The organism is Chryseobacterium sp. FP211-J200, assembly GCF_001643375.1.
Classification (GTDB): domain Bacteria; phylum Bacteroidota; class Bacteroidia; order Flavobacteriales; family Weeksellaceae; genus Epilithonimonas; species Epilithonimonas ginsengisoli.
This window is the reverse complement of the sequence record NZ_LSHB01000028.1, coordinates 41,239-68,212: the sequence shown is the minus strand read 5'-3', so window position 1 is coordinate 68,212 and position 26,974 is coordinate 41,239. Positions and strand designations below refer to the sequence as shown.

The window sequence follows — 26,974 nt, the reverse complement described above, 5'->3', positions numbered from 1 at the left end:
TTTTATTTTAATTAATTTTAATTTTTGGTGATGCGGAAAAAGTCGAAGTCTGCGTAACCACCTCTTGCTGCTTTTGCATCGCTGATAGAGTATATCCCGACTTTTGCACCGATCCATTTCCCTGGTTTTGCCTGGAATTTTTCACCAACATTGGTAAAGGTCTTTCCATTTTCGCTGTAGCTGAAGGTACAGATCCCGTTTGGTTCACTCACATTGACCTTCAGATACGCTTCGTTTGATTTTAATTTTATTTCATTAATGATCTTCTCTTCGCCGCCTTTTTCAGCTTTAGGCGCCTTTCTCAATTGAAGATAATAACCATCTGGTTTATTGGTGATGACAAGAGACGCGTGGTCTGTTCCCATGACCAAAAGTCCGGCAACTTTTCCTTCTTTGGCTTCTTCTGGGAATAATTTTACTTTCGTTGTCGCCACAAAATCAGGTGCAGGAAATTTTTGGGTCAATAGATTGGGGACGTTCCAAAGGTTTTTCTCACCTTCCGGAACTTTCATGGAGAACAATCTCAAATGATTTTTCCCGGGAATTTTTGCCGACCAAACTACATTTTCATTGGCGCTCCATTGCCATTGCAAACCGATCTTATCATCATTGAATTCATCAGATTCTGCAGGCGTTTCTATTGGAAAAACTTTACCGACATTTGGTTTCTTATAAGTCAAAACTGGTTCACCGATTCCATTTTTATCTGTATCGACTCCCATCACGGGCCAGTCCTTTTCCCATTTCATGGGTTGCAGATGGACAAGTCTTCCGCCCGCATCCACATCCTGAAAATGATAAAACCAATCTTCACCTTTCGGCGTATCGACCCACGCACCTTGATGTGGACCATTGATTTTTGCTTTTCCTTGTTCCAAAACGATTTTTTCCTCGTAAGGACCATAGATGTTTTTTGACCGTAATATCAATTGCCAGCCAGTCGCCACGCCACCAGCCGGAGCAAAGATGTAATAATAGCCGTTTCTCTTGTACATTTTAGGACCTTCGACCGTTGGATGTGCATCGTGACCATCGAAAACGTGAACACCGTTGTCCAGAACTTTGGTTCCTTCAGGATTCATTTTGTTTAAGGTCAAAATACTCTTGACGCCTGCTCTACTTCCCGCCCAACCGTGAACAAGATAAGCATCGCCATTGTCATCCCAGAAAGGGCAAGAATCGATAAGACCTTTTCCTTCCATTACCAAAATGGGTTCGTCCCATTTCCTCAATGGATCTTTGGTTTTCACCATATAAATTCCGAAATCCGGGTCGCCCCAATAGATGTAGAATTCACCTTTATGAAAACGGATACTTGGCGCCCAAACAGCATCACCTCTTCTTGGAACAGAAAAATGCTCTTTAGGCAAAACGTCGTGAATAGCATAGTTGACCAGTTTCCAGTTGACCATATCTTTGGAGTGAAGAATTGGTAAACCTTGTGCTTCATTGAAGCTGGAAGCGGTCATATAATAATCGTCACCAACACGGATCGCGTCCGGATCAGAATAATCCGAGTACAAAACCGGATTTTTATAATTTCCATTTCCCAGGTCAGAGACCCAAACTTCTGAAACGTAAGGTTTTGTTTTCTGTGCATCCAATTGATTGATCGACAATGCAAACAATGAAAGAATGATTTGTTTTTTATTGATTTTCAAATTTTTAAATTTTAAATTCATAGGCATCTCACCGCCGTAAATAGTAAATAATGTCTCTATCATCGGGTTTCACCCGACGCTTCTAATATTTCGTCCTTTTAGGACTGTTTGAACTATATTTTTAATTATTTTTCGAATTCCAAACTTGCGAGGATGAATGGTCCGGTTCCTTTTGGATCGTTGGAGCGGATCTCTTCGTTCACGTAATATTCGTAAGTTCCGCTTCTGTAAGGTTTTCCACCCAAGCCTGCTACCGCACAACATCTGTTCAAATTCACAATTCCGTTTTCGTCCACAGAGATCAGATTTTTCAGGATTCCGTCGTAGCCTTTTTGGGCAACCGCTTTGTAAGATTTTGGCAAGTAACCTTTGTTGACCGCCTTGATCATCGTGTAAACAAACATCGATGAAGCTGAAGCTTCAGTGTAATTTCCTTTTTCGCCACCTTTGTCCAAAACCTGATACCAAAGTCCGGTTTCCTTGTCCTGAACTTTGATAATCGCATCTGTATAAGACTTGATATAGCCAATGATCTTAGCTCTTCCCGGATGGTCTTTTGGCAAGAAATCCAGAACGTCTACCATTGCCATTCCGTACCAACCCATCGCTCTTCCCCAGAAATTGGGAGAAAGTCCAGTCTCCTTGTTTGCCCAAGCTTGCTCTTTGCTCTCGTCCCAAGCGTGGTAAAGCAATCCGGTTTTCTTATCAAGGAGATTTTTTTGAATCAGATCAAATTGATTGACGATATCGTTGTAAGCTTTATCTGCCTCAGCGCCTTTGCTGAATTCTTTTGTATAATTTGCATAAAAAGGTTCGCCCATATACAGACCATCCAGCCACATCTGGTGCGGATAGATCTTCTTGTGCCAGAAACCGCCTTCTTTGGTTCTCGGCATCGTTTCTATCTGGTAACGAAGGGTTTGAAGTGCTTTTAGGTATTTTGGTTTTTTCTCTTTTCCATATAGATAAAGAAGGACGTTTCCACAATTCAGATAATCGATGTTGTGTTTGTCGAGTTCGTAGCTTACGATGCTTCCGTCCTCTTTTACCATCGTGTCGCCAAATTTGCTGATGTATTCGTAATATTCCTTGTTTCCGGTTTTGGCGTACAACTGTTCTGCACCTTCCAAAACAATGGCTGCTGGATAAGCCCATCTTGGTTCCTTGTTGAAATCCAACATCCAGGCTTGCGGAAAACGGTTCATCTCGGAAAGGAGCATTCTCTCGGACCATTTTAGATTGGTCGGAACTACTTTTCCGGATTGTGATGTTTCTGTTTTGGTATTTGAAGCTGTTGCCGATTTTGTTTGAGCACAAGAAAGGAACAATCCTGAAGCGAAAGCTGCGATGGATAATACTTTGAGTGTTTGAAATTTCATATTGCTTTTATTTTTTTTTATTTTTTGAATGAACAAAAATTCTGGAAACGAAACTTTGTTTTTATCTGGAAACCTGCAGCCCGGCTTGAGTGGAGCTCATTTTTTTGAATTGGCAAAAGCACTGGCAAAAAATAGCGGGAACGGAAGACGGATCAAGCTGCCCAAATAATTCTTACCATCTTACTTTTCGAATTCCAAACTTGCCAAAATGAATGGTCCGGTGCCCTTTGCATCGTTGGAACGGATCTTCTCATTCACGTAATATTCGTAGCTGCCATCACGGTAAGGTTTTCCACCCAAACCTGCTACTGCACAACATTTGTTGAGATTGACCACGCCATTTTCGTCCACTGTGATCAGATCTTTGATGATGCCGTCATAGCCTTTCTTTGCTGCTGCTTTGTAAGATTTTGGCAAATAGCCTTTGTTGACGGACTTGATGATCGTGTAGACAAACATTGCGGAAGCAGTTGCTTCTTCATAATTCCCGTTTGCCAATGGCTTGTCCAAAACCTGATACCACAGACCTGATTTTTTGTCCTGATATTTGATCACAGCGTCCGAGAAGGATTTGATGTAAGAAATGATCCTTGCTCTTCCGGGATGATCTTTTGGTAAATAGTCCAAAACGTCCACCATCGCCATTCCGTACCAGCCCATTGCGCGGCCCCAGAAATTGGGAGAAAGTCCGGTCTGTTTGTCTGCCCAAGCCTGCTCCTTGCTCTCGTCCCAAGCGTGGTAAAGCAATCCCGTTTTTTTGTCCAAAAGATTTTTCTGAACCGAATCGAACTGCATCACAATATCATCATACGCTTTTGTAGCGTCTGTGCCTTTTGTGAAATCTTTTGTGAAATGCGTGTAGAAAGGCATTCCCATGTAAAGTCCGTCCAGCCACACCTGATTGGGATATATTTTTTTGTGCCAGAAAGAACCTTCATTTGTTCTTGGTTGTCCGTCGATTTGTAACCGAAGCGTTTGTAAGGCTTTCAGGTATTTTTCTTTTTTCTCTTTTTCGTACAGATAAAGCAATACGTTTCCGCTATTCAATAAGTCAATGTTGTACTTTTCCAGTTCGTAGGAAACGATGGTGCCGTCTTCTTTCACTAATTTCTCGCCGAAGCTGCTGATGTAATTGTAGTATTCTTTTTTGCCGGTTTTAGCATAAACTTGCTCAGCAGCATCCAAAACGATAGCTGCTGGATAGGTCCATTTTGGGCTTTTGCTGAAGTCGAGCATCCAAGATTCCGGGAAACGGTTCATCTCGGAAAGGAGCATTCTTTCGGACCATTTCAGGTTTGTGGGAAGGATCTTGCCAGACTTCGAAGTTTCAGTTGACGGAGCTGTCATTTTTGTCTGCGCAGAAGCTAAGAAAATCCCTGAACTTAGAATTGCGAAAGTATAAATCTTTATTTTACTATTAATAAAACTCATTGGTTTGAAATTTTATAATTGATTGTTTTGGTCTAATATTTCTAATTTTTTGTCTAGATCCTGATAGAACTCGGTTTCTGTTTTGATGCCGTTTGGTTCTTGCGACCAAGCGCCCAGAAAGTAATAGGACACATTTTTGTTTTTCTTGAAAACCACAACGTGTGTAGATTTTGTCTGCACATATTTGTCAAAACTTTCCATCGGATAAAAAACGGCCATCCCCAGATTATCTTCTTTTTTGGCTAAAGTCTGCTGCCCATATGTTGCGATGTAAGCCCATTTTTTATTTTTACTCACCACTTGCTTGAACGGAATATCCTTGATCGCAACAATCCCTGTACACAAACCAGAAATGGCGTTGTTCAAATACAAATCCACTTTCACAAAACGGTCTTTGTTGAATATCGTCAGTTTCGATTTCAAATCTACGGCATCGCCCCAGGTTTTCCATCCTGCGTAATCGATTGCAGCATAAGATCTATCTTTCTCATTGATTACTTTTACAGACGTATTCTTTACAGTTTTGAATGTTTCTACAAAGTCATTCTGCTCGTCATATCTTCCATAAGAGCCAACGCCGATCGTGCGACCAGATTTTAAAATATCCTGTCCCCAAGGCGCGTCGTGGTGGTAAGATTCGAAGCCGTCCTGCCCAACTTCTGGTAAAACCAAAGTATTAACTTTCTTACCGAAGATATCTGTGGCATTTCTCCAATCCAGATATAACCTGTAACCAACCTGGTTATTTTCCAGTCCAATTCCTTCGTATCGAATATAAGAAGAATGATCGGTATGTTCTGCAGGAATTTGTAATTCGGTCACATTTTTGAAATTCCCTCCAATATATTTATTGCCTTCCCATTTTCCACCTTGCTTTATAGACAACTCGGCGTAGGAAAAAGGTTTATTGCCTTCCTTCTTGATCTTCTGAATCACATCTGACTGTGCAGAAACGCTGATAAAACCCACCATCATTCCCAAAGAAAGCGTTTTCAGAATATTATTTTTATTTATTAATTTCATTTTGTCGATTTAAAGTTGTCCTTTGGTGATGTGTTTTACGATAGCGTGGGTATAAACTTCTATATTATCATATTCTTTATCCAGATCGCGTCCAGTGGCATTCGCTTTTTTCGGATCCAGTTTATTTTTGATTTCCCATTCGTCCGGCATTCCATCGTTATCTGAATCCAATAAGACTTTTCCCGGTTTCAAATCCGGAAATCCACCCACATCATTTTGAGAATCGATGATACCGTTGGAGCTTCCCTTAGAACCGTTGTATGTAAAACTGCCACTTTTCACATCCTTCAAAATGTGTAAATCTACTGCATCTCTTACAAGACTTGCTCCGCCCATCTTCAAGATCTTTTCATAGGCCATTTTTGGAGAATCGGTTACGACATTATTTTGGATATCGTGCGGCTGATCTATTTTGATTGAGTTTTTATCAGCATCCGTTACATTGTAGGAAGGTTTCATTTGATTGAAAACACCTAAATCCCAGTTGTCTTCTGTAACTTCAGGACTGCCTTCCACTACATTTCCGCTGACAAAATATTTGCCCCAAATATTGTATACTTCGGTATTTGGTTTTTCATTTTTATCAATGGCGACAATTCTTTTTGTGGTCATTGTTGCAGGTCCAGGTTTGTAATAATTGTTGACGATGTTGACATTCATCGCTTCGCCACCGTAAATATTGTTGTGACCCCAGTTGTAGATGACATTGTTTCTGAAATCTGTCAGATCCGTCAGCGCAAATTTGCTTCCTGCATATTCTCCCAATCTCGGGTTTCTGCTGTCGTGGTGTGCATAAATGTTGTGATGAAAAGTTGCGAATTTGCCACCTGCAATACCACCATAACCGTGAGCGCCTTTCTGATGGGCAGAATTTCGGAGACTTTCTGCGATCACACACCATTGCAGCGTTGTATTTTCGTTGACATAAATGGAAACCGTCTCGTCTGTTGACCAACTCATCGAGCAGTGATCAACAATCAGGTCTTTGATAAATCTGGCGCCTAGAGCATCACCTTCGAATTTTTTCTGATCACCCATTATGAATCTCAGATATCGGATGATGACGTTGTTCGCAGCGACAAAAGTTTCATAGTTTGCGATGGTAATTCCGTCTCCTGGAGCAGTTTGTCCCGCGATAGTCACGTTGCCTTCTGTGATCTTCAGTGGTGACTCCAGATAAATGGTCCCAGCGGTTTTAAAAACAATATATCGAGGTCCTTTTTGGTTGAGCGCAAATCTTAAAGTTCCTTCCGAACCGTCATCCGTTGTTTTTGTCACAAACAAAACCTGTCCGCCACGTCCGCCGGTAGTATATCTTCCAAAACCCTCGGCTCCGGGGAAACTGATGACCTTCCCCTGAGCAGAAACCAACATAGAGATGAAGGTGAAGATACTGGCACAGATGTTTTTATTTTTAAGATCCATTTACAATTGTTGGTGGTTATTTACGAGGAGATCATTGAGGGAATTTTCACTTCAAATTCCAATTGTCATTACCCTTTAAAATATTCTTTGCTGTATACTTTTTGCTTTCTTTTTTTGTAAGTTGATGTGACCAGCTCACTCTTTTCGATGAATCGCCTCCTAGACCTTTGGAATTGTATTCGCCATAAAACGTGGTTTGCTCAGCATCCGCTTTTCCCCAATTGTGCCAACCTTCCGGTTTTATTGTGGAATCGATTGCACAGTTCATGTAAACTGTCCGCGCAAAAGGACGCCAAGGTCTTCCCAAATATACAGAATTTGAGTCTGCATCTCCAGTAATTTTACAATTAATAAAAACATAACCAAATTCACTGCCTTCAGGTGTGGAAGCTGCCGTGACGTACGAGGCATTTTTTTTAGAATAAATAGTACAGTTTTCAAAAACAGCAGTGCCAGCTCCGAAAATATAATCGGTTGTCCCTTCTATGTAACAGTTTTTGAAATAATTGCGGGAAGGTTTGCTTTTGTCAGGATTGTCCTGCGTTCCCTTTGTGTAAAGTGTGTCTTGGAATCCTAAAAATCTACAGTTCTCAAATGACAACCTGTCTCCCGTCGTAAGAACAGCTACGGCTTGTCCCACCGGACCTGCATCGTTTTGAAAGGTGATGTTTTTAGCAGAAAAATCATCAGAAAAAATAAAGATAGATGATGATCCGGTGGTACCGATATTTTTGCCCTCTTGATTTTGTTTGGAGGCAAAATCGCCGTAGACCAAGATGGTGTTTTCCGCATTTTCGCCAATCAAACTGATTGCACTTTTTGTTGCGGGAATGGTAATCTTTTCTCTGTAAGTTCCTGGTTTCACAATGATCTTTGTCCTCATCGTTTTCCCTTCTTCTACAGAATTGACAGCCTGTTGAATTGTGGTAAAATCCCCTTTTCCGTCCTTCGAAACTACGATGGTCTTATCATCATTAATTTTGAAAGAAAGAATACTGAATACCACTGCTGAAAGTAGAGATAGGAATGCTATATTTTTGAAAAATTTGGAGATCTTCATAGAAACGGTCCGTTTGTTTAGTAAAATACAGACTCACTCCCAGAAGGGAGAAAGTCTGTAAGAAAAAAATTAAAAATATGAATGTTTTTTATTACTAATACCCATAATCTTGTGTAAGATTGTAATTATTCTGAATGTATTCAAAATAGATCGGTAGTAATTCTCTTTTATTAGGCTCGAAGTACTGAGCGTATCCGCCTGCCGGATCATTAACATAAGTCGCTGCAACGCCTGATCTCCACGCTATTTTTTTGTAGCCAACAGGAAGAGTTGCAGATTGTGTCGGTTGATAAAACACTTCTGACTTATCTGCTCCGACGGTATATAAATCGATAGCTGTTACATTCTGCTGAGCTGTTTTTGTCGGATCATAAACAGAAGGCTTGTAGTAGATATCCAAAGGGACATTGGCGTAGGCACCAGTTCCGTTGATAAAATCTGTAAGTTTTTGTTTGGTCTCAGCGATTTTGGATGCGATAAGGTTCCAACGGATAAGGTCATATTTTCTGATGCCCTCTGATCCAAGTTCCAATAATCTCTCTTTAACAATCGCATTGAAAAAACCTGCTTTATCCGAAGGAATAGTTCCAACTTGACCAAGATTACCCGCATAAGCTCTGCTTCTAACCGCTAAAAGTGCATTTTTGGCATCTTGAGATGGTGCACCATTGATTTCATTATCCGCTTCTGCGAACATTAGCATAACATCAGAAAGACGGATCATTGGCCAGTCAACCGCAAGATTCTGAGAAGGTCCGGTAATACCAGTCCATGATTTACGATATTTGGAATCTGTAAAGCCATTTGCAGGAACTAGTTCTGCCTGATTTGTATTATTTACTTTGTAAATACCCACATTCATATCTCTACGAAGGTCATATTTTGAAAACTCATAAAAATATGTTGGCAATGCATTGATACCGCCACCACCTTTCCAGCTGGAGTTGTCATCATGCTTCAATCCATTATAATAACCGATTTTACTATCTGTTCTCGAGTTACCTCCAAAAGCGCCTATTGCAAAAATAATTTCGTTGGTAGCATCCTGAGAGTTGGTGTGCAGCGATCTGAAAACATTTTCGTAGCTGGGATTCAGGCTATGTTCGCCCGGATGGTTCATAATATCTCTGCACTCGTCCAAAGCGATCTGATAATATTTCTGCGGATTGGACCCTTGAGCCATGATCTGAGGACTTCTTCTCAATGAATATCCTGCCCTTGCCAAAGCAATTCTTGCTCTAAGTCCTTTGACAGCGGCTTTTGATAACCTTGCGTTTGGCGTTCCACCTTCGGATCTCCAAGGTACAAGAGTTGCAGCACGACCAAGGTCTTCGATCATCTGCTCGTAGATCACATCTCTATCTGTTTTTGGCAAATATTGTTCTGCCATATCCGCTGCCGGAACAGGGTAATATGGCACGTCGCCCCAATTTCTGATGAGCTCGTAATAAAACTGTGCTCTCAGCGTAAGAGCTTCGCCAAGATATCTATCCATTAATTTTTTGTCTTCTTCAGTTCCTGTCTGGTAAACTGGAGATAAAGGGATATTTTTGATACAAAAATTAGCACGCTCGATCCCAGTATACAGTTTTGAAAATGGACCGTTAAGCTCTGTATTTGTAGGACATGCACCAAATGTTGCAACACCTCTTCTATCGTTACAACTGTAACTGCCAGAAGTTCTGTAATCGTCACCTGAATGCGGAAGGATCAATGCGATCCTTTGTCCGTACCCATCGTCACCAGCCAACTGCGCATAAACTCCTACCAAAGCAGTAAAAGTATCTGATACACTATCGAACTGCCTGGCCTCTGAAACACTTGAAAGGTTTTCCGGTTCCAAGAAATCGTTGCAAGAAGAGTTAAAGAATAAGGCTCCCATCAAGCAACCTGTTATAAATATTGATCTTGTTTTTTTCATTTTTAATAATTTTTAGAAAGTGATATCTACACCTGTTACAAAAAATCTACTACGAGGATAAGCTGAGTAATCAACTCCCGGCGTCAAAGGATTTCTTCTTGTACTAGCTTCCGGATCAAATCCTGAATATTTTGTGATGACAAATAAGTTGTTCACCGTTGCATATAATCTAAAGTTTTTCACTCCTATCATTTCTAATGAGCCTGTTGGCAATGTATAACCTAACGTTACGTTGTTCAACCTCAAGAAAGATCCATCTTCGATACCGTAAGAATGCAAAATATATTGTCCGCCTGGAGGTGTCCACATTGTTGTGTTGGCATTCAACGCTGCTAATGCAGTTGGGTCGTTCACCTTCACACCATTGTTGTCAAACCATTTCCATCTGTCAGCCACTTCTGCTGCCATGTTGTTGTCTTTATAAAGATACTGCGTTGTATTTTCGATCTTATTGGCATTGTACACTTTATTTCCTACAGAGAAGTTGAAGAACAAACTCATATCAAAGTTTTTGTAACGGAAAGTTTGGTTGAAACCACCGTAAAACTTCGGCTAAGCACTTCCAAGCTCTTGTCTGTCCGCCTCGGTGATCTGTCCGTCTCCATTCAGGTCTTTAAGTTTAAGGTCTCCAGGCTGCGGCGCCTTTGATCCAAGGGCAATAGAACTGTTACTCGGAATACCGGATTTCAAAGTGTAGGCCTGTGTTGTAGCGTTATAATTGAAATCACTGATCTCGTATCTTCCCTCGGTCACATATCCATAATAAGTTCCCACCGGACTTCCAACTTTGGCGATAAAATCAAAGCCTCCAATCCCTCCAGATTGTACTAGGTAAGAATCCATACCAGGACCTACTCCACTTCCTAAGCTTAAGATCTCATTCTTATTGGCAGAAATATTGATATCTGTTTTCCAAGTGAAATCTTCTTTGTTGACGATGATACCACCGACTGTAAATTCCAAACCTTTGTTTCTTGTCTTACCAGAGTTCTGAAATTGATTGTTATATCCAGGAAAAGGAACTTTTGCCAATACCAATAGGTCTTTGGTATCTGTAATATATCCGTCTACACTACCATATAATCTGTGATTGAAAAATTCAAAATCGAAACCGGCATTTTTGGAAACAGTAGCTTCCCAGCTTACATTAGGATTTGCCTGAGTTGTTGACAATGCCGCTCCAGGAGTCACCGCTGTCCCAAATGTATATCCGTTGTTTGCATTGGTACTGTAGAAGTTGGCCCAAAGGTAAGAAGTGATCCTGTTGTTCCCCGAAAGACCATATCCTACACGCATCTTCAACTCGTCTACCCAATTTACATCTTTCAGGAAGTTCTCTTCATTAATTTTCCAAGCCAATGATCCAGCCGGGAAGTAACCCCAACGATTGCCATCCTTGAAAACGTTGGAACCATCCGCTCTTACAGAAAATGTTGCGATATACTTGTTTGCAAAAATATAATTGGCACGGGCAAAGAAAGATGCCAAACGGTCTGGCGCCAATGAAGCTGTTCTAGCTGCATCTTGAACCATTCCTGCAGGAGGCGTTGCACTTTGGATGTTGGCAAATGCTTCGTTTGGCAGGATCGATTTTGGGAACCATTTTACATAGTTGTAGCTGGATTCACCGTCTGTCTGGATCGTCTCCTGACCTAGTAGAAAATCGACTTTATGTCCACCAAATTTCTTGGTATAGTTCAAAGTATTGGTGTTGGTGATCCTTCTGGTTTGTGATCGGTCCAACTGAACGATTGGCATATCAGCATTTGCTCTAGCTGCAGAAGTTACAGTACCCCAAAACTGATTGGTCGCAATATCTCTCTGTACATATCCAATAACACTTCTGAAGCTTAGATCTTTTGTAATGTTATAATTTAGATATGCATTTAACAAGAGGTCATTAGAGCCGTTGTTTCTCACCTCATTATCGTTTAGGATAAGTGGGTTTACCAAGTTGGTATTGGTCGCATAGTTAGGATCAAAATCATCTACTGGTACGTTGGACCCTCCTTCAAAAGGCTGGTATCTCACAGAGTTTCTCAACCTGTTATTACCTTGAGAACCACTGTTTGAGGTTCCTACGCCATTGATCATAGATCGGCTGTATCTTGTATTGAAACCAACTTTTAATTTTTTGCTGATATCATAATCATATTTGAAGTTGGCCATACTTCTTTTGAATCCAGAACCCAACATGATCCCATCTTCTTCCACATGATTCAATGTCAATGAAAATGCTGATTTTTCGGAACCACCGTTAAGGGTAAGGTTATGTGTGAAATTAAATGCCTCACTCCCAAAAAGCTCATCTTGCCAATCTCTTTTTTTGACACTCTTGTATTTGCTTTCCAACTCACTGTATGCGCCATATCTCGTCGCAAAAGCCAAGACATCGGTCTCAACATTTGCTTTGTTGTAGAGCTCGTATTGATATAATACAAATTCGTATGGATCCAGAACATCTAATGTGTTCATTATTTTTCTTACCCCAGTAAAACCGTTGTAATTGATAGTTGTCCCTACTCTTTTACGACCACTTTTTGTCGTGATCAAAACAATTCCGTTTGCCCCTCTGGAACCATAGATAGAAGTTGAAGATGCATCCTTCAAAACTTCAATAGATTCTATTTCCTTAGGAGAAAGTAGAGACATTGCGTTGTCCATTTGGATACCATCTACGATGTATAGAGGCGCATTACTTCCAGTGATAGAAGTTCCGCCTCTCACCTTGATATCTACCTCTGCACCAGGAGAGCCTTCACTGGTCTGCACCTGTACCCCGGCAAGTCTACCTTGGATCGCTTCTGCAGCACTGTTTACCGGCATATCCTTCAACGCTTCACCTTTTACAGATGATACTGCATTGGTCACATCTTTTTTGGAAACTTTGGTATAACCTACCAAAACAACCTCGTCTATAGATTTCTCTTTGCTCGAATCATACTTAGCAAGAACAATATTGATCACATTTTTGCCATCCACATTCATTTCCTGCTCTTCGAATCCTTTTGACCGGATAACCAGCGTAGCATTTTTTGGCACATTCAATTCATACTTTCCAGCCTTGTCCGTCATTGTAGAAAACTTCGAGTTTCTGACCGTGATCTCTACATTCTGGACAGGTTTGTTCTGATCAGAAGTTATCGTCCCGGCAACTTTGATCAACTCTTGAGCTAATCCAAATGCCGGCAATAAAAAGACAGATGCGATCGTCGTTTTTATAAAAGCACTTTGGATACCTAATTTTAAACCACTCATAGACATTTAGTTTTAGTAATGTTTTTACTTTGATAATTATTCCAACAAAACCGTATAGAAATGTAATCGATTGCATTATTTTTGTTAACGATTTCTTAACTCGACTAAACTAAGATTATTTTTTAATTAGCAGATAGAAAAAACCACGTTTTTATTCATACTAATTTAACATTACATTGAATTTTATGATAAGGTAATTCACAAATAACTATTAATCAAATATTTAAAATGATAAGTAAAATTTTATTTTGAATCCTTTTTTATTGAAAAAAAATATTGACTGTTATCATATCGATATAAATTGTGTCAAAAAAGTAAAAATCTGGCCCAGTTTTAATTAACCAAAAATTAACTTAACAATGCCAATTTTAGCAAAATTGACTTTTTTTATGTCAAAAACACATTTTTGAGGTCATCTTAGAAATAAAAGCATAACAAATAAAAAGCCACAACAAAACACTGATTATCAGTATCTTAAAAATTTATTTTATTAATTTAAGAGATATTTACAGTTTTATTATGAATTCTGTAAAATACATTCTAATAATAGATACATGTGAAAATAAGTGACAGTCAAAACTACTTTAAAATTCAAATCAACCGCTAAAATTGAAATTAATCAACTGATTTTAAGAACAATATAAATTAAATCATTTTTTTGTCTTCCAGTTAGAATTTATATTTATATTTACAAAAATTATTTCTCGTGCCAATCCTTGCAGCAAGCAATGCAATCGATTACACAGCGTTAATTATTTGTTCACATTATATAGATTAAAATGACCCATTCAGAATTCCGATACGCGCATCATCCGAACGATGCCAAAAATTACACAACCGAAGACTTAAGAAGAGAATTTCTTATCAATGACCTATTCGTAGAAAACCAGATCAAATTGGTTTACACCATGTACGACCGTTTGATCGTTGGTGGAATTATGCCAGTTGATCAGGCTTTAACTTTAGAAACCATCGATGAACTGAAAGCTCCTTATTTTCTTGAAAGAAGAGAATTAGGGATCATCAACGTTGGCGGAAAAGGAAAAGTGACTGTTGATGGAACGGTTTACGAACTTAATAATAAGGAAGCCTTATATATAGGAAAAGGAAACAAAGAAGTGACCTTCGAAGCTGTAAACGGCGAACAACCTTATTTCTATATCAATTCTGCACCAGCTCACCATGCTTTTCCAACAAAGAAAATTACAAAAGCTGAAGCTGAGATCGTAGAATTGGGCGATGCAAAATATGCCAACAGAAGAACCATCAACAAATTAATTGTGAACAGTGTCCTGGAAACTTGCCAACTTCAAATGGGAATGACCGAATTGCACGAAGGAAGCGTTTGGAACACCATGCCTTCTCACACGCACACCAGAAGAATGGAAGCTTATTTCTACTTCGATCTGGAAGAAGGGCAAACGGTTTCACACTTCATGGGACAACCAACTGAGACACGTCACATCTTCTTGAAAAACAGAGACGCCGTGATCTCTCCAGAATGGTCTATCCACTCTGGCGTTGGAACTGCTAATTACACCTTCATTTGGGGAATGGCAGGAGAAAATATGGATTACGGAGATATGGATGCTGTAAAAACTGACGAATTAAAATAATTATGACAAATTTATTCGACTTAACAGGAAAAGTAGCTTCAATCACCGGTGGAACGCACGGTTTAGGTTTGGCAATGGCAGAAGGTTTGGGATCAGCAGGTGCAGAACTTGTTATCACTAGCACGACGCCATCTAAATTGGAAGAAGCTATCAAATATTATCAATCAAAAGGTTTCAAAGCAACAGGTTATATTTTTGATGTGACTGACGAGAAAATCGCTGCCGAAAAAGTAGCAGAGATCGAAGCGAATCACAAACAGATCGATATCCTTATTAATAATGCAGGAATCATCAAGAGAATTCCAGCTTTGGAAATGGAAGTTTCAGATTTCAGAAAAGTGATTGATGTCGATTTGACCGGACCATTCATCATGTCACAATTGGTGGCAAGAAATATGATCAAAAGAAGATCTGGAAAGATCATCAACATTTGTTCGATGATGAGCGAATTGGGCCGAGATAATGTTGTGGCTTACGCTTCGGCAAAAGGCGGACTGAAAATGCTGACCAAAAATCTGGCGACAGAATGGGCAAAACACAATATCCAAGTGAACGGAATTGGTCCTGGATATTTTGCAACGTCTCAAACTGAACCGATCCGAGTGGATGGCAATCCGTTCAACGAATTTATCATCAGCAGAACACCTGAAGGCCGTTGGGGAAATCCAGAAGATCTTGCCGGAACCGCAATTTTCTTAGCCTCAGAAGCAAGTCAATTCATCAACGGACAGATCATCTACGTTGATGGCGGAATCTTGGCAACCATCGGAAAACCGTCCAACGAATAATTAAGTCTTTCATCTATCAGTCTATTATCTATTAGTCTTATGAGTACAAAACCTTTCATCACAGATACTTTTTTATTAAAAAATAAATTCGCTGAAGAGTTGTTTTTCAATTTTGCAGAAAAACAGCCGATCATCGATTATCACAACCATTTGCCTCCAAAAGAGATTGCAGAGAACCGTCAGTTTGAGAATATCACTCAGGTTTGGATCGGTGGCGACCACTACAAATGGAGAGCGATGAGAACGATGGGCGTGAACGAAAAATTCATTACCGGAGATGCTTCTGACAAAGAGAAATTTGCAGCTTGGGCAAAAACAGTTCCGAATACTTTGAGAAATCCTTTGTTCCACTGGACACATTTGGAATTGGCTAGATATTTTGACGTTTACGATTTGCTTAATGAAAAAAATGCAGACCAGGTTTACGAAAATGTATCAGCTCAACTTCAAACGCCGGAAAAATCTGTTCACGGCTTGTTGAAAATGAGAAATGTGGAAACAGTTTGCACCACAGAAGATCCAATCGACACTTTAGAATATCATCAGACAATCAAACAAAATAACATTGGAATCACTGTTAGCACAGCTTTTCGTCCTGATAAAGCGATTTTGATTGACAATGAGGATTACAATTCTTACATCGATAAATTGGGAGAATCTGCAGGCATCGAAATTAATTCTTACAAGGATGTACAGGATGCACTGATCAAAAGAATAGAATACTTTCACACCAACGGATGCAGATTGTGTGACCATGGATTGAATAACATTTCTTTTGAAACGTTCACAGATTCAGAGATCAACTCAATTTTTGAAATTAAGAGAAAAGGAGAAACTTTGACACCTCACCAAATTGAGCAATTCAAAACGGCAATTTTGTTGTTTTTGGGAGAAACTTACCATTCATTTGGCTGGGTTCAGCAATATCACTTGGGTGCGTTGAGAAACAACAATGCAAGAATGTTGAAGGTTCTAGGACCAGACACAGGTTGGGATTCCATCGGCGATTTCGGTCAGGCGGTCAATCTTTCAAAGTTCCTAAATACTTTGGATTCAAAAGATAAATTGACCAAAACGATCATCTACAATCTGAATCCTGCCGACAACGAAATTATGGCGACAATGATCGGAAATTTCAACGACGGTTCTGTCAAAGGAAAAGTACAATTCGGTTCCGGATGGTGGTTTTTGGACCAAAAAGACGGAATGGAAAAACAACTGAACGCCCTTTCCAACATGGGATTGATCAGCACATTCGTAGGAATGTTGACCGATTCAAGAAGCTTCCTTTCGTTCCCAAGACACGAGTATTTCAGACGTGTTTTGTGTAACTTGTTAGGAAACGAGATCGAATCCGGCGAACTTCCACAAGATATGGATCTAGTAGGAAAAATAGTTTCGGACATCTGTTATAACAACGCAAAAGACTACTTCACTTTTTAAATTGTCATCCTGAGGCTCTCGAAGGAAATTAAAATAAAGATTTGGGCAGCTATTTCCGTCTTCCGCTCCCAATCTTTTTTGCACAACGATTTCAGTTCAAATAGAACTCAAGTAAAGGCAAAAAAGGATTTCCGCTCAAGTCGGGCTGCATATTCAACATAGAAGAAGCAGTAACATAAAAAACAATATTTGTCATTCCGTAGGAAACCTAACGAAGTGGTTCGAAGAAGTCAATCTTAACAATCGAGATTCGTAAGGAATGACAAAATTGAAAATAAAATTATTAAAAATGTCATCCTGAGCGGAGTCGAAGGACTTTGCAACTTAAAACAACAAATTGCAATTAACAATTTTGCGATTTTACGGTAAAATAAAAAAATGAAAACAGAACAAACACCACAAACATTCTACAAATCCGATTCCACAGAATGGGAAAAAATAGATGAATACATCGACCGCCAGATTGTTGGCTATGACGATTCTGTCATGATGGTCAACGTTCGTTTCAAAAAAGGCGGCATTGGGTACAAGCACAAACATCCGCACATTCAGGTGACCTATGTTTCAGAAGGAAAGTTCGAGGTGAATATTGGCGAAGATATTTCAATCCTGAAAAAAGGAGATTCATTCTTCGTGCCGTCCAATATCATTCATGGTGTAGAATGTCTGGAAGACGGGATTTTGGTTGATGTTTTCAGCCCGCACAGAGAAGATTTTATTAAATAATTAAAAATCCAGAATCTCGATTCTTTTATCTTGATTCTTAAAATAAACTTAGATTAATGGGCAAAGTAGTAAGCTTTGGAGAAGTGATCATGCGATTGTCACCTGCCAACAACAGGATGATGAAGCAAAGCAACGAAATGGAATTCTTTTTCGGAGGTACAGAACTGAACGTTGCGGCATCGCTTGCGACAATGGGTTGTGACGTAAAACACGTGAGCGTTGTTTCTGACGATTTCGTTGGAGAATCTGCGGTTTCATCCATAAAAAGTTATGGAATTGATACGACTCACATTTCAAAAAACGAACATCCTTTGGGATTATATTTCTTGGAAGTTGGTTCATCTGTTCGTGCTTCTAGAATTGCTTACAACCGATTGAATGGTTCTTTTGCTAACATCAATCCAAACCAAATCGACTGGGAAAAAGCTTTGGAAGGTGCAGACTATTTCCATTGGACAGGAATTTCTCCAGGAATTTCGGAAAGTGCTTACATCGCTTTGAAAAAAGGTTTACAAACGGCCAACGAAAAAGGAATCGAGATCACTGCTGACCCAGCTTACCGTTCCAACCTTTGGAAATACGGGAAAGAAGGCTTCGAAGTTTTGAAAGAATTGGTGTCCTACTCCACTATCTTCATTGGTGGCGTGAATGAAATTAATGAAATCATCGGAACTAAATTCTCTTCGGACAAAGACAGTTTCATCGAAGCTTGTAAAGAATTTCAGAAGCAAATACCTTCTATCAAAAAGATATTTGACAAAGTAAGAGTTGGTGCCAGCGCAAGTACGCAGGAAACCCAAGGTAGAGCTTGGTCAAATGAAACGTACTTCGAATCGGAACCAATCGAAATCCTTCAAGTTGTGGACAGAATCGGAACCGGCGATGCTTTCGCAGCAGGTTTGATCTATGGATTATTAAATTTTGATGATGAAACCGCTCTTAAGTTTGGAAACGCGGCTTGTGCCATCAAACATACCGTTCCAGGTGACATCAACCATTGTAGCGCTTCCGACATTCTGGATGTGATGAATGGTGATAAAGGCGGAAGAATAAAGAGATAAATTAAAAATATTGTCATCCTGAAGCTCTCGAAGGAACAATTAAAGATAATAAAAATGACAAAAATTCAATTAGTTACCAATGCGATCATCAACCAAGGCCTTTTGCCTTTGTACTACAACGCAGACGAAACGGTAACTCTCGATATACTGAAAGCACTTTACAGAGCCGGAATCCGCGCTGTGGAATATACAAGCCGAGGCGAATTTGCATTGAGCAACTTTACCAAAATGGTAGAACTCAGAAATGAGGAAATGCCGGAAATGCTTCTCGGAATCGGAACGATAAAAAATTTGAAACAAGCTGAAGAATACGAAAAAGCAGGTGCAGATTTCTTTATCAGCCCAGGATTTGTCCCGGAAGTTGCAGAATTTTTGCTCTCGAAACATTTGCTTTACAGCCCAGGTTGTATGACACCAACAGAAATCATCACGGCTGAAGCGGCAGGCGTGACTTTCATAAAATTATTCCCAGGAAATGCCCTAGGAGCCGGATTTATGAGCGCAATAAAGGATGTTTTCCCAAATCTAAAATTCATGCCAACTGGTGGCGTTGATACAACCAAAGAAAGTATCGAAAGCTGGTTCAACGCAGGCGTTTCCGCTGTTGGAATGGGAAGCAAATTGGTAAGTAAAGAATTAATGGCTGCAAAAGATTACGCAACCATCGAAAGTGAAACAGTAAAAGTTTTAGAGATCATCAAATCGATAAAAGCTTCTTAAAATAAAAAACACAAACAAACCAAATCATCTTAAAATGAATCAATCCACAGCTTCTAAACCGACCACTTTCAGATGGACCATCGTTGGTTTGCTTTTCTTGGCAACCACGGTAAACTATCTGGACAGGCAAGTTCTTTCTTTGACCTGGAAAGATTTTATCCAGCCAGAATTTCATTGGGATAATAATGATTACGGTAATATCACCGCATTGTTCTCGATATTCTACGCTGCCAGTATGATCTTCGCAGGGAAATTTGTGGATTTTATGGACACCAAAAAAGGTTTTCTTTGGGCTATCGGCGTTTGGTCTATTGGTGCGGTGTTACACGCTTTCTGTGGCATTGCGACATCCGGGATCGTCACTGGTGAATGGTTTGTAAGCTTTGAAGGTGCAAAAGAAAACATAGCAACTGTAAAAGATGTGTCCCGAGTGATCAACGTGAGTGTCACCTTATTCATTTTTGCACGATTGATCTTAGCGATTGGTGAAGCTGGAAACTTCCCTGCTGCCATCAAGACTACCGCAGAATATTTCCCTAAAAAAGACAGAGCCTTGGCAACCAGTATTTTCAACGCTGGTGCAACTGTTGGAGCCCTTGCAGCACCGATTTCTATTCCTTTTATTGCGAAGGCTTTAGGTTGGGAAATGGCATTTATCATCATTGGTGCTTTAGGATTCTTGTGGATGGGAATTTGGGTTTTCTATTACAAAAAGCCACACGAGCATTCAAAGGTTAATCAAGGTGAATTGGATTATATCAATCAAGATATCAATGATTCTATCCAAGAATCAGACGAACCTAAAACAACTTTCACGCTGGCTCAGTGTTTCAAATACAGACAGACGTGGGCTTTTGCCTTCGGTAAATTTATGACAGATGGCGTTTGGTGGTTTTACCTTTTCTGGACACCAGCTTATCTAAGCTCAGTTTACGGAATGGACAGTACGCAAAGTGCATTTCCATTGTTCGTCCTTTATATGATCACTTTGGTATCCATCGTTGGTGGTTGGCTTCCGACATTCTTTGTAGAAAAGAAAGGAATGAATCCTTATTCTGGCCGTATGAAAGCGATGCTGATCTTCGCATTCTTCCCACTGTTGGCACTATTGGCACAATCTACTGGTAAAATATCTTATTGGTTCCCAGTATTGATCATCGGAATCGCAGGTGCAGCGCATCAGGCTTGGTCCGCGAATATCTTCTCCACTGTTGGTGATATGTTCCCGAAAAAAGCGATTGCAACCATCACAGGAATCGGTGGATTGGCAGGTGGAATTGGTTCCACGATCATCAATAAAAGTTCTGGTCTGTTGTTCGACTATTCTCATAAGGCGTGGACAACTGTAGATGGCGTTCCGCTTTTGGAAAAATTCCCTCAATACACAGAACAGCGTTTACCGGAAGGTTTTTTTGAACAATTACAAAAATCAGGTGCCGTGGTTTCCGACGGTATCGACAAAGGTTATATGATCATTTTCTCATTCTGCGCAGTGGCTTATCTGATTGCGTGGTTCGTCATGAAATCATTGGTTCCGACTTACAAAATCATTAAAGAATAAAGAAATGGAATATCAAACTAAAGAAAAACTAAACCGTGAAAACTCAGGTCTAACTGAGAAACTTCCTATAAAATTTTTACAATTCGGAGAAGGCAATTTCCTAAGAGCATTCGTTGATTACCTGATCGACAAGATGAACAAAAAAGCGGGCTTCAACGCTGGTGTAGCTGTTGTTCAGCCAACTGTCGGCGGACTTGTAAATATGTTGGAAGAGCAAAATAACCTTTACACACTTTTCGTAAGAGGGGTAAAAAAAGGACAGATTGTGGATGACCAACGCGTCATTTCCGCAATCCAAAGATCATTGAGTCCTTACGATCACTATCAGGAATATCTTGATCTTGCGAAAGGCGAAGATCTTCAGTTCATCTTATCAAACACAACAGAAGCTGGAATCGCTTTTGACGATTCCGAAGCTACTTTAGAAGCTGGACCTCACAAGAATTTTCCTGCAAAAGTGACGGCTTTCCTTTACGAGAGATTCAAACATTTCAACGGAGCTGAGGACAAAGGTCTTCACATCATCCCTTGTGAATTGATCGAGAATAATGGCTTGACTTTAAAGAAATATATCCTTCAATACGCTCAACTTTGGAATCTTGATGAAGGTTTCTCTACTTGGGTGGAAAACAGCAACTCTTTCCACAACACTTTGGTGGACAGGATCGTGCCTGGGTATCCAAGAGAAGAAAAAGACGAATACGAAGCTAAATTCGGATACGACGACAACTTAATGGTAGTTTGCGAAGCATTCCTACTTTGGGTGATCGAAGGTGACGACAAATTGAAAGCCTTGATCCCGTTTGACAAAATTGATGATCAGGTATTGATTGTTGATGACATCACACCTTACAGAACCAGAAAAGTAAGAATCCTGAACGGTGCTCACACAGCAATGTTGGCATTCTCTATACTTGACGGAAAAGAAACAGTGAAGGAAGCTATCGATGCGGAATTCGCTGGGAAATTCATTTCTGATACAGTTTATAACGAGATCATCCCAATGCTTGATCTTTCAAAAGAAGAATTGACGGCTTTCGCTGAGGAAGTTTTTGACAGATTCAGAAATCCATTTTTGAAACATCAGCTTTCCAGTATTGCGCTGAACTCGGTTGCGAAATTCAAAGTAAGAGTATTGCCAAGTTTGTTGCAATACGTTGACGACAAAAAAGAATTGCCAACTAATTTGACCTTTGCGCTTGCAGCACTGATCAGATTCTACCAAGGCGAATTCAACGGAAAAGCGCTTCCAGTGATGGACGATGCGCCCGTTTTGGAAAGATTCAAAGAGATCTGGACAAACAATGACCTTGGAGAAGTGGTAAAAGCGACTTTGTCAGAGATCAGTTTCTGGGATACAGACCTGACAGAAGTTTCTGGATTGACAGATGCTGTGACAAAAGCCTTGAAAGAAATCGATGCTAATGGGATTGAGCAAGGTTATAAAAATTTCATTCAATAATTTTTGGTTCGGTCATAAAACGTTGAATCGTCGCAGCCCGACTTGAGTGGAGCTCATTTTTTGCGGAGGGAAAAGCTTGGCAAAAAATAGCGGGAACGGAAGGCGGAAATAGCTGCCCAAATAATTATTAAATGACAAACAATTAATTTTTAAAAGACTTAAAAATTATGAAAAAAGTATTAAAAGTAAATCCAAAAGATAACGTCGTCGTTGCGCTGATGGACCTTTACGCAGGCGAAATCGTGGATCTAGACGGAACGCCTTACAATGTTTTAACGGATACAAAAGCTAAACATAAATTCGCTGGAGAGCATTTTGAAGCCGGCGACCAGATCATCATGTATGGTGTTGTGGTTGGAAAAGCCAATCAAACCATCCAAAAAGGTGAAGTGATCACGACTGAAAATGTGAAACACCAAAGTGAACCTGTTTTCAAAAAAACGGGAGATCTTGGTTGGACGCCACCGAATGTTGATAAATGGAAGGACAAAACTTTCAACGGTTATCACCGCTCAGACGGACAAGTTGGAACCAAAAATGTCTGGTTGTTTTTCCCATTGGTCTTCTGTGAAAACAAGAACATTGAGAAGCTGAAAGACATTTTCGAAAACGAATTGCTACCGAAAAAAGAAGTTTCCTACAAGAATTTCCTACGTTCATTAATTGAAGAAAAAAGCGTAGCAGAAGTTGAAGACACGTCTCGAAATGAGAACCTTCTGGACAATATCGAAGTGAAATTCATCAATCACCAAGGTGGTTGTGGCGGCATCCGTCAAGATTCGGAATTGTTGGCAAAATTGCTTGCAGGATATGTTAACAACCCGAATGTGGCTGGTGCAACTGTTTTAAGTTTAGGCTGTCAAAATCTTCAGGTTGATATTTTTCAAAATGCTTTGAAAGAAATGAGCCCGAACAGCGACAAGGAAATCTTGATCTTCGAGCAACAAAAAATTGGAACGACGGATCAGATGTTCCAGATGGTGATCAAAGATTCTTTCGAAGCGATCAAAAGGGCCAACAAGATCGAGCGTCAACCAGCTCCCGTTTCTAAGATCAGCATTGGTTTGGAATGCGGTGGATCGGACGGATTCTCAGGAATATCAGCCAATCCAGCTTTGGGAATTGTCTCCGATATTTTCGCCGCATTGGGCGGAAAAACGATTTTGGCAGAATTCCCGGAATTGTGCGGCGTAGAACAGGAATTGATGAACCGATGTGTGGATGAGGAAAAAGCAGATAAGTTTTTATCATTGATGAAAGCTTTCGAAAAATCCGTTGTAGATGCAGGTTCAGGATTTGATATGAATCCATCGCCAGGCAATATCAAAGACGGCTTGATCACCGATGCTATGAAATCTGCAGGTGCTTCTAAAAAAGGAGGAACGGCGCCAATCGTCGATGTTTTGGATTACGGCGAATATATCTCTAAACCAGGTTTGAACCTATTGAACACGCCAGGAAACGACGCAGAATGTACCACAGGATTGGTAGGATCAGGTGCAACAGTCGTTCTGTTCACCACAGGTTTGGGAAATCCGATGGGAAATCCAATCGCACCAGTTGTGAAGATCTCTTCCAACACGGCGCTGATCAACAGAATGTCGGATATTATCGATGTGAATGCCGGAACTGTGATCACGGGCGAAAAAAGCATTCAGGAAGTTGGTGAGGAGATCGTAGATTATATTATCGAATTGGCGAGCGGAAACGTAGAAACGAAAGCAGACCAATTGAAACAGGATGTATTTATCCCTTGGAAAAGAGGGGTTTCATTATAATTTTTTTTGAATTTTTAAGGTTTTTATTAAAGGGCATTCTTTTCGGAGAGTGCTCTTTTTTTACAAATATTTTAGAAATCAGATTTTAGAAGTTAGATTGAAATTCAATTAAAAAAAATGACGTTGAGTATTTAAATTCATACATTTGGAAACTCAATCTAGAAAATGAATCAGCATTATCAGAACATCATAGAGACTATTTTTCATCAGATCAAAAATGAAGAAAATCCGGGTGAAGTTGCGTCTTACATTCCGGAACTTGCCAATGAGGATCCAGAACACTTTGCTGTTTCTATCCAACTCATCAATGAAGAAAACTACAGCTACGGTGATCATCAAACCAAATTTTCTATCCAGAGTATTTCCAAAGTTCTCCTACTCTGCCTGGTCTACAGAGATATGGATGAGAAGATCTGGGAACGTGTAGATGTAGAACCTTCGGGAAACCCTTTCAATTCTCTGGTACAATTGGAATCTGATAACGGAATTCCGAGAAATCCCTTTCTCAATGCCGGAGCGTTGGTCATTACTGATATTTTGATCGATCTCTTTGATGACCCGAAGAAAGAATTTTTGGCCTTCGTCAGAGATCTTACAGATTCAAAAACCATCAGTTACTCTGAAACTGTTGCAGAAAGTGAGCTGAAAATAGGTTTTCGGAACGCAGCACTTTGTAACTTCATCAAGTCATTTGGCAACATTAAAAACGACCCTGAGGATGTTCTGAATCTCTACAGTTTGATCTGTTCTGTAGAAATGACCACTCTGGAATTGTGTAATGCTTTTACTTTCTTAGCCAATGGTGGCAAAAAGATCATTGACAAAAAAGAGATCCTGACCAAAAGCCAAGCTAAAAGAGTGAATGCGATTATGCAAACCTGCGGTTTCTATGATGAATCCGGCGAGTTTTCTTTCCGAGTCGGACTTCCGGGGAAAAGTGGTGTCGGCGGTGGAATTGTCGCCTTGTTTCCAGGTCGGTATGTGATCACCGTTTGGAGCCCAAAACTGAATCCTAAAGGAAATTCTTACCGTGGAATGAAGTTTTTGGAGCAATTTACGACAGCAACCGAGGAATCTATTTTTTGATTAAAAAAAAGTTAAAATGTAAGTGAAGGCTTAAAATTTGAAGTTAAAGAGATTGCTTCTTGATGAATATCCATATGAGTAAAATCAAGACCTATCGACAATAAAACCCACTAATTTTGTAACAAATTACAAACGTACTCTTATCATAGATTCTCCTTCTCACAATGCTTATTTCAATATTGCCTCCGACGAATATCTGCTGGGGAAATTCCCGACCGAAGATATTTTTCTACTCTACATCAATGCACCTTCTATCATCGTTGGGAAGTTTCAAAATACGTTGGCAGAGATCAATATGGACTATGTGACTGAAAATAACATCAAAGTTGTAAGAAGAATGTCCGGCGGAGGAACGGTTTATCATGATCTTGGTAATCTCAACTTTTCTTTTCACACATTGTTGGCAGACCAGGATTTCATGGATTTTTCTAAGTTTACAAGTCCTGTTCTTCAGCTCTTGAAAGCGTGGAATGTTCCGGCAGAACTGACAGGGAGAAATGATCTTTTGGTAGATGGAAAAAAATTCAGCGGGAATGCAAAATTGGCCAAAAGCGGGAAAATGATCCAGCACGGAACAATTTTATTCAATTCTGAGATGAATGTTCTGAGTGATGTTCTGATAGCCAACCCTTTAAAATTTATCGATAAAGCCACAAAATCAAACCGTTCCAGAGTTACCAACCTTATCGATTATTTGCCGGAAGGAACGACGATAGAAGTTCTGAAACAGCGATTGATCGACGAGATCCTTAAAAATTCTGAAGGTGGAAAAATCTACAATTTGACTGATGAAGACCTCAACGAAATAGAGAAATTAGCCAAAGAAAAATACGAAACCTGGGATTGGAATTTTGGTTTCTCTCCGAATTATAACTTCAAAAAAAGTAATCAAGATCCCAGCTGGCTTCATAGAAATCCATCTCGATGTCGAAAAAGGAATGATCAAGCAGGCGAAGATATTTGGAGACTTCTTTGCTTCCAAACCAATTGAAGAATTTGAAGATCTGATCATCAATGAAAAGCACGACATCAGTGTCATTGCTGAAAAATTATCTAAGATCAACCTTACAGATTACTTTGGTAAAGTTTCTGTTGAGGAGATCATTGAATTATTTAAATAAAAAAAAGCCTTCAAAAAATTAATTTGAAGGCTTTTTTATTTTAAAATTTAAAGAAATATTTTTTTGTAAATCCTTAATCGCCGAAAGCTATCAGTCCACTTTGCTCGCTGTCAGCAATGTCTAATAACTGAATCAATACTTTTACATCAGAATCATATTGCAATTGCTTTTCTATTATCTTCATTCGGATTTTTTTTAACTCTGACGTATCTAATCTGAAGTCTGAATAATACTCAAATCGTTCATCAATGATCTTTTTACTTTGTAAATTTCCGAATATAAGGTCATCTAGTTCTCCAACAAACTCTAATCCTGCTTCTTCGGGATAACTCGGCTTGCGCTGTTCATCTTTTAACAGATAAAAATCTAGCATTGTTTTTCTTTTTAACTTAGAGTAAATTTAAGAGATCTCTGTATAAATATCACAAAGCCTTCAAAACTTAATTTGAAGGCT

Annotated in this window: 22 protein-coding genes; 12 read left to right on the top strand and 10 right to left on the bottom strand. The window is 39.7% G+C overall.

What is annotated here, in order from left to right:
- Positions 1-17: 17 nt before the first annotated feature.
- From AXA65_RS10065 to AXA65_RS10030, 9 genes are all read right to left on the bottom strand, one after another.
- A complete protein-coding gene (locus AXA65_RS10065) occupies positions 18-1,682 on the bottom strand; it encodes a glycoside hydrolase 43 family protein (RefSeq protein ID WP_086048155.1) in 1,665 nt (554 codons plus the stop codon).
- A 104-nt stretch (positions 1,683-1,786) separates the two neighbouring features.
- Positions 1,787-3,040, bottom strand: coding sequence for a glycoside hydrolase family 105 protein (locus AXA65_RS10060; RefSeq protein WP_063969967.1), 1,254 nt, complete (start codon positions 3,038-3,040; stop codon positions 1,787-1,789).
- Positions 3,041-3,220: 180 nt separating this feature from the next.
- Entirely contained in the window at positions 3,221-4,471 is a 1,251-nt protein-coding gene (locus tag AXA65_RS10055; protein ID WP_063969966.1) for a glycoside hydrolase family 105 protein, read from the bottom strand.
- A 12-nt stretch (positions 4,472-4,483) separates the two neighbouring features.
- Complete coding sequence (locus tag AXA65_RS10050; protein WP_063969965.1) at positions 4,484-5,494, bottom strand: DUF4861 family protein; 1,011 nt, start codon at positions 5,492-5,494, stop codon at positions 4,484-4,486.
- Between the two features lie 9 nt (positions 5,495-5,503).
- Positions 5,504-6,919 carry a polysaccharide lyase family 1 protein gene (locus AXA65_RS10045; RefSeq protein ID WP_063969964.1) on the bottom strand — a complete coding sequence of 472 codons (1,416 nt, stop codon included), beginning with the start codon at positions 6,917-6,919 and terminating at the stop codon, positions 5,504-5,506.
- A 46-nt stretch (positions 6,920-6,965) separates the two neighbouring features.
- Positions 6,966-7,979: a pectinesterase family protein gene (locus AXA65_RS10040; RefSeq protein ID WP_063969963.1), complete on the bottom strand. Its 1,014-nt coding sequence runs from the start codon at positions 7,977-7,979 to the stop codon at positions 6,966-6,968.
- Between the two features lie 94 nt (positions 7,980-8,073).
- Positions 8,074-9,900, bottom strand: coding sequence for a RagB/SusD family nutrient uptake outer membrane protein (locus AXA65_RS10035; protein WP_063969962.1), 1,827 nt, complete (start codon positions 9,898-9,900; stop codon positions 8,074-8,076).
- A 12-nt stretch (positions 9,901-9,912) separates the two neighbouring features.
- Positions 9,913-10,401, bottom strand: a complete 489-nt coding sequence (locus AXA65_RS20205) for a hypothetical protein (RefSeq protein WP_218281624.1) — start codon at positions 10,399-10,401, stop codon at positions 9,913-9,915.
- A gap of 51 nt (positions 10,402-10,452) precedes the next feature.
- Complete coding sequence (locus AXA65_RS10030) at positions 10,453-13,158, bottom strand: SusC/RagA family TonB-linked outer membrane protein (RefSeq protein ID WP_218281623.1); 2,706 nt, start codon at positions 13,156-13,158, stop codon at positions 10,453-10,455.
- 779 nt (positions 13,159-13,937) lie between these two features.
- Between AXA65_RS10030 and kduI the strand changes: the two genes are divergently transcribed.
- From kduI to AXA65_RS20200, 12 genes are all read left to right on the top strand, one after another.
- Positions 13,938-14,774 carry a 5-dehydro-4-deoxy-D-glucuronate isomerase gene (gene kduI / locus AXA65_RS10025; RefSeq protein WP_063969961.1) on the top strand — a complete coding sequence of 279 codons (837 nt, stop codon included), beginning with the start codon at positions 13,938-13,940 and terminating at the stop codon, positions 14,772-14,774.
- A gap of 2 nt (positions 14,775-14,776) precedes the next feature.
- Positions 14,777-15,562, top strand: a complete 786-nt coding sequence (locus tag AXA65_RS10020) for a gluconate 5-dehydrogenase (RefSeq protein ID WP_063969960.1) — start codon at positions 14,777-14,779, stop codon at positions 15,560-15,562.
- 39 nt (positions 15,563-15,601) lie between these two features.
- Positions 15,602-17,005, top strand: a complete 1,404-nt coding sequence (gene uxaC / locus AXA65_RS10015) for a glucuronate isomerase (RefSeq protein WP_063969959.1) — start codon at positions 15,602-15,604, stop codon at positions 17,003-17,005.
- A 378-nt stretch (positions 17,006-17,383) separates the two neighbouring features.
- Positions 17,384-17,731 (top strand): cupin domain-containing protein, encoded by a 348-nt coding sequence (locus tag AXA65_RS10010; RefSeq protein WP_063969958.1) that lies wholly within the window; start codon positions 17,384-17,386, stop codon positions 17,729-17,731.
- 56 nt (positions 17,732-17,787) lie between these two features.
- Complete coding sequence (locus AXA65_RS10005) at positions 17,788-18,792, top strand: sugar kinase (RefSeq protein ID WP_063969957.1); 1,005 nt, start codon at positions 17,788-17,790, stop codon at positions 18,790-18,792.
- 54 nt (positions 18,793-18,846) lie between these two features.
- Complete coding sequence (locus AXA65_RS10000) at positions 18,847-19,512, top strand: ketohydroxyglutarate aldolase (RefSeq protein ID WP_063969956.1); 666 nt, start codon at positions 18,847-18,849, stop codon at positions 19,510-19,512.
- A gap of 34 nt (positions 19,513-19,546) precedes the next feature.
- Positions 19,547-21,073 (top strand): MFS transporter, encoded by a 1,527-nt coding sequence (locus tag AXA65_RS09995; protein WP_063969955.1) that lies wholly within the window; start codon positions 19,547-19,549, stop codon positions 21,071-21,073.
- Between the two features lie 4 nt (positions 21,074-21,077).
- Positions 21,078-22,535 carry a tagaturonate reductase gene (locus AXA65_RS09990; RefSeq protein ID WP_063969954.1) on the top strand — a complete coding sequence of 486 codons (1,458 nt, stop codon included), beginning with the start codon at positions 21,078-21,080 and terminating at the stop codon, positions 22,533-22,535.
- A 167-nt stretch (positions 22,536-22,702) separates the two neighbouring features.
- Complete coding sequence (locus tag AXA65_RS09985; protein ID WP_256333788.1) at positions 22,703-24,313, top strand: UxaA family hydrolase; 1,611 nt, start codon at positions 22,703-22,705, stop codon at positions 24,311-24,313.
- A gap of 165 nt (positions 24,314-24,478) precedes the next feature.
- Positions 24,479-25,399 (top strand): glutaminase, encoded by a 921-nt coding sequence (locus AXA65_RS09980; protein WP_063969952.1) that lies wholly within the window; start codon positions 24,479-24,481, stop codon positions 25,397-25,399.
- A 100-nt stretch (positions 25,400-25,499) separates the two neighbouring features.
- Positions 25,500-26,390, top strand: a complete 891-nt coding sequence (locus AXA65_RS09975) for a biotin/lipoate A/B protein ligase family protein (RefSeq protein WP_228391663.1) — start codon at positions 25,500-25,502, stop codon at positions 26,388-26,390.
- On the top strand, positions 26,338-26,520 hold the full coding sequence (locus tag AXA65_RS20200) for a lipoate protein ligase C-terminal domain-containing protein (RefSeq protein ID WP_228391662.1): 183 nt from the start codon (positions 26,338-26,340) through the stop codon (positions 26,518-26,520). Before AXA65_RS09975 ends, AXA65_RS20200 begins: the two co-directional genes overlap by 53 nt.
- A gap of 73 nt (positions 26,521-26,593) precedes the next feature.
- Here the strand turns inward: AXA65_RS20200 and AXA65_RS09970 are convergent, their stop codons facing one another.
- On the bottom strand, positions 26,594-26,893 hold the full coding sequence (locus AXA65_RS09970) for a hypothetical protein (protein ID WP_063969951.1): 300 nt from the start codon (positions 26,891-26,893) through the stop codon (positions 26,594-26,596).
- Positions 26,894-26,974: the final 81 nt, after the last annotated feature.

What these genes read in the sequence shown, in the direction of transcription:
- AXA65_RS10065 (WP_086048155.1), bottom strand. Translation starts at nt 1,682, where the DNA reads ATGAATTTAAAATTTAAAAATTTGAAAATCAATAAAAAACAAATCATT.
- AXA65_RS10060 (WP_063969967.1), bottom strand. Translation starts at nt 3,040, where the DNA reads ATGAAATTTCAAACACTCAAAGTATTATCCATCGCAGCTTTCGCTTCA.
- AXA65_RS10055 (WP_063969966.1), bottom strand. Translation starts at nt 4,471, where the DNA reads ATGAGTTTTATTAATAGTAAAATAAAGATTTATACTTTCGCAATTCTA.
- AXA65_RS10050 (WP_063969965.1), bottom strand. Translation starts at nt 5,494, where the DNA reads ATGAAATTAATAAATAAAAATAATATTCTGAAAACGCTTTCTTTGGGA.
- AXA65_RS10045 (WP_063969964.1), bottom strand. Translation starts at nt 6,919, where the DNA reads ATGGATCTTAAAAATAAAAACATCTGTGCCAGTATCTTCACCTTCATC.
- AXA65_RS10040 (WP_063969963.1), bottom strand. Translation starts at nt 7,979, where the DNA reads ATGAAGATCTCCAAATTTTTCAAAAATATAGCATTCCTATCTCTACTT.
- AXA65_RS10035 (WP_063969962.1), bottom strand. Translation starts at nt 9,900, where the DNA reads ATGAAAAAAACAAGATCAATATTTATAACAGGTTGCTTGATGGGAGCC.
- AXA65_RS20205 (WP_218281624.1), bottom strand. Translation starts at nt 10,401, where the DNA reads ATGAGTTTGTTCTTCAACTTCTCTGTAGGAAATAAAGTGTACAATGCC.
- AXA65_RS10030 (WP_218281623.1), bottom strand. Translation starts at nt 13,158, where the DNA reads ATGAGTGGTTTAAAATTAGGTATCCAAAGTGCTTTTATAAAAACGACG.
- kduI (WP_063969961.1), top strand. Translation starts at nt 13,938, where the DNA reads ATGACCCATTCAGAATTCCGATACGCGCATCATCCGAACGATGCCAAA.
- AXA65_RS10020 (WP_063969960.1), top strand. Translation starts at nt 14,777, where the DNA reads ATGACAAATTTATTCGACTTAACAGGAAAAGTAGCTTCAATCACCGGT.
- uxaC (WP_063969959.1), top strand. Translation starts at nt 15,602, where the DNA reads ATGAGTACAAAACCTTTCATCACAGATACTTTTTTATTAAAAAATAAA.
- AXA65_RS10010 (WP_063969958.1), top strand. Translation starts at nt 17,384, where the DNA reads ATGAAAACAGAACAAACACCACAAACATTCTACAAATCCGATTCCACA.
- AXA65_RS10005 (WP_063969957.1), top strand. Translation starts at nt 17,788, where the DNA reads ATGGGCAAAGTAGTAAGCTTTGGAGAAGTGATCATGCGATTGTCACCT.
- AXA65_RS10000 (WP_063969956.1), top strand. Translation starts at nt 18,847, where the DNA reads ATGACAAAAATTCAATTAGTTACCAATGCGATCATCAACCAAGGCCTT.
- AXA65_RS09995 (WP_063969955.1), top strand. Translation starts at nt 19,547, where the DNA reads ATGAATCAATCCACAGCTTCTAAACCGACCACTTTCAGATGGACCATC.
- AXA65_RS09990 (WP_063969954.1), top strand. Translation starts at nt 21,078, where the DNA reads ATGGAATATCAAACTAAAGAAAAACTAAACCGTGAAAACTCAGGTCTA.
- AXA65_RS09985 (WP_256333788.1), top strand. Translation starts at nt 22,703, where the DNA reads ATGAAAAAAGTATTAAAAGTAAATCCAAAAGATAACGTCGTCGTTGCG.
- AXA65_RS09980 (WP_063969952.1), top strand. Translation starts at nt 24,479, where the DNA reads ATGAATCAGCATTATCAGAACATCATAGAGACTATTTTTCATCAGATC.
- AXA65_RS20200 (WP_228391662.1), top strand. Translation starts at nt 26,338, where the DNA reads ATGATCAAGCAGGCGAAGATATTTGGAGACTTCTTTGCTTCCAAACCA.
- AXA65_RS09970 (WP_063969951.1), bottom strand. Translation starts at nt 26,893, where the DNA reads ATGCTAGATTTTTATCTGTTAAAAGATGAACAGCGCAAGCCGAGTTAT.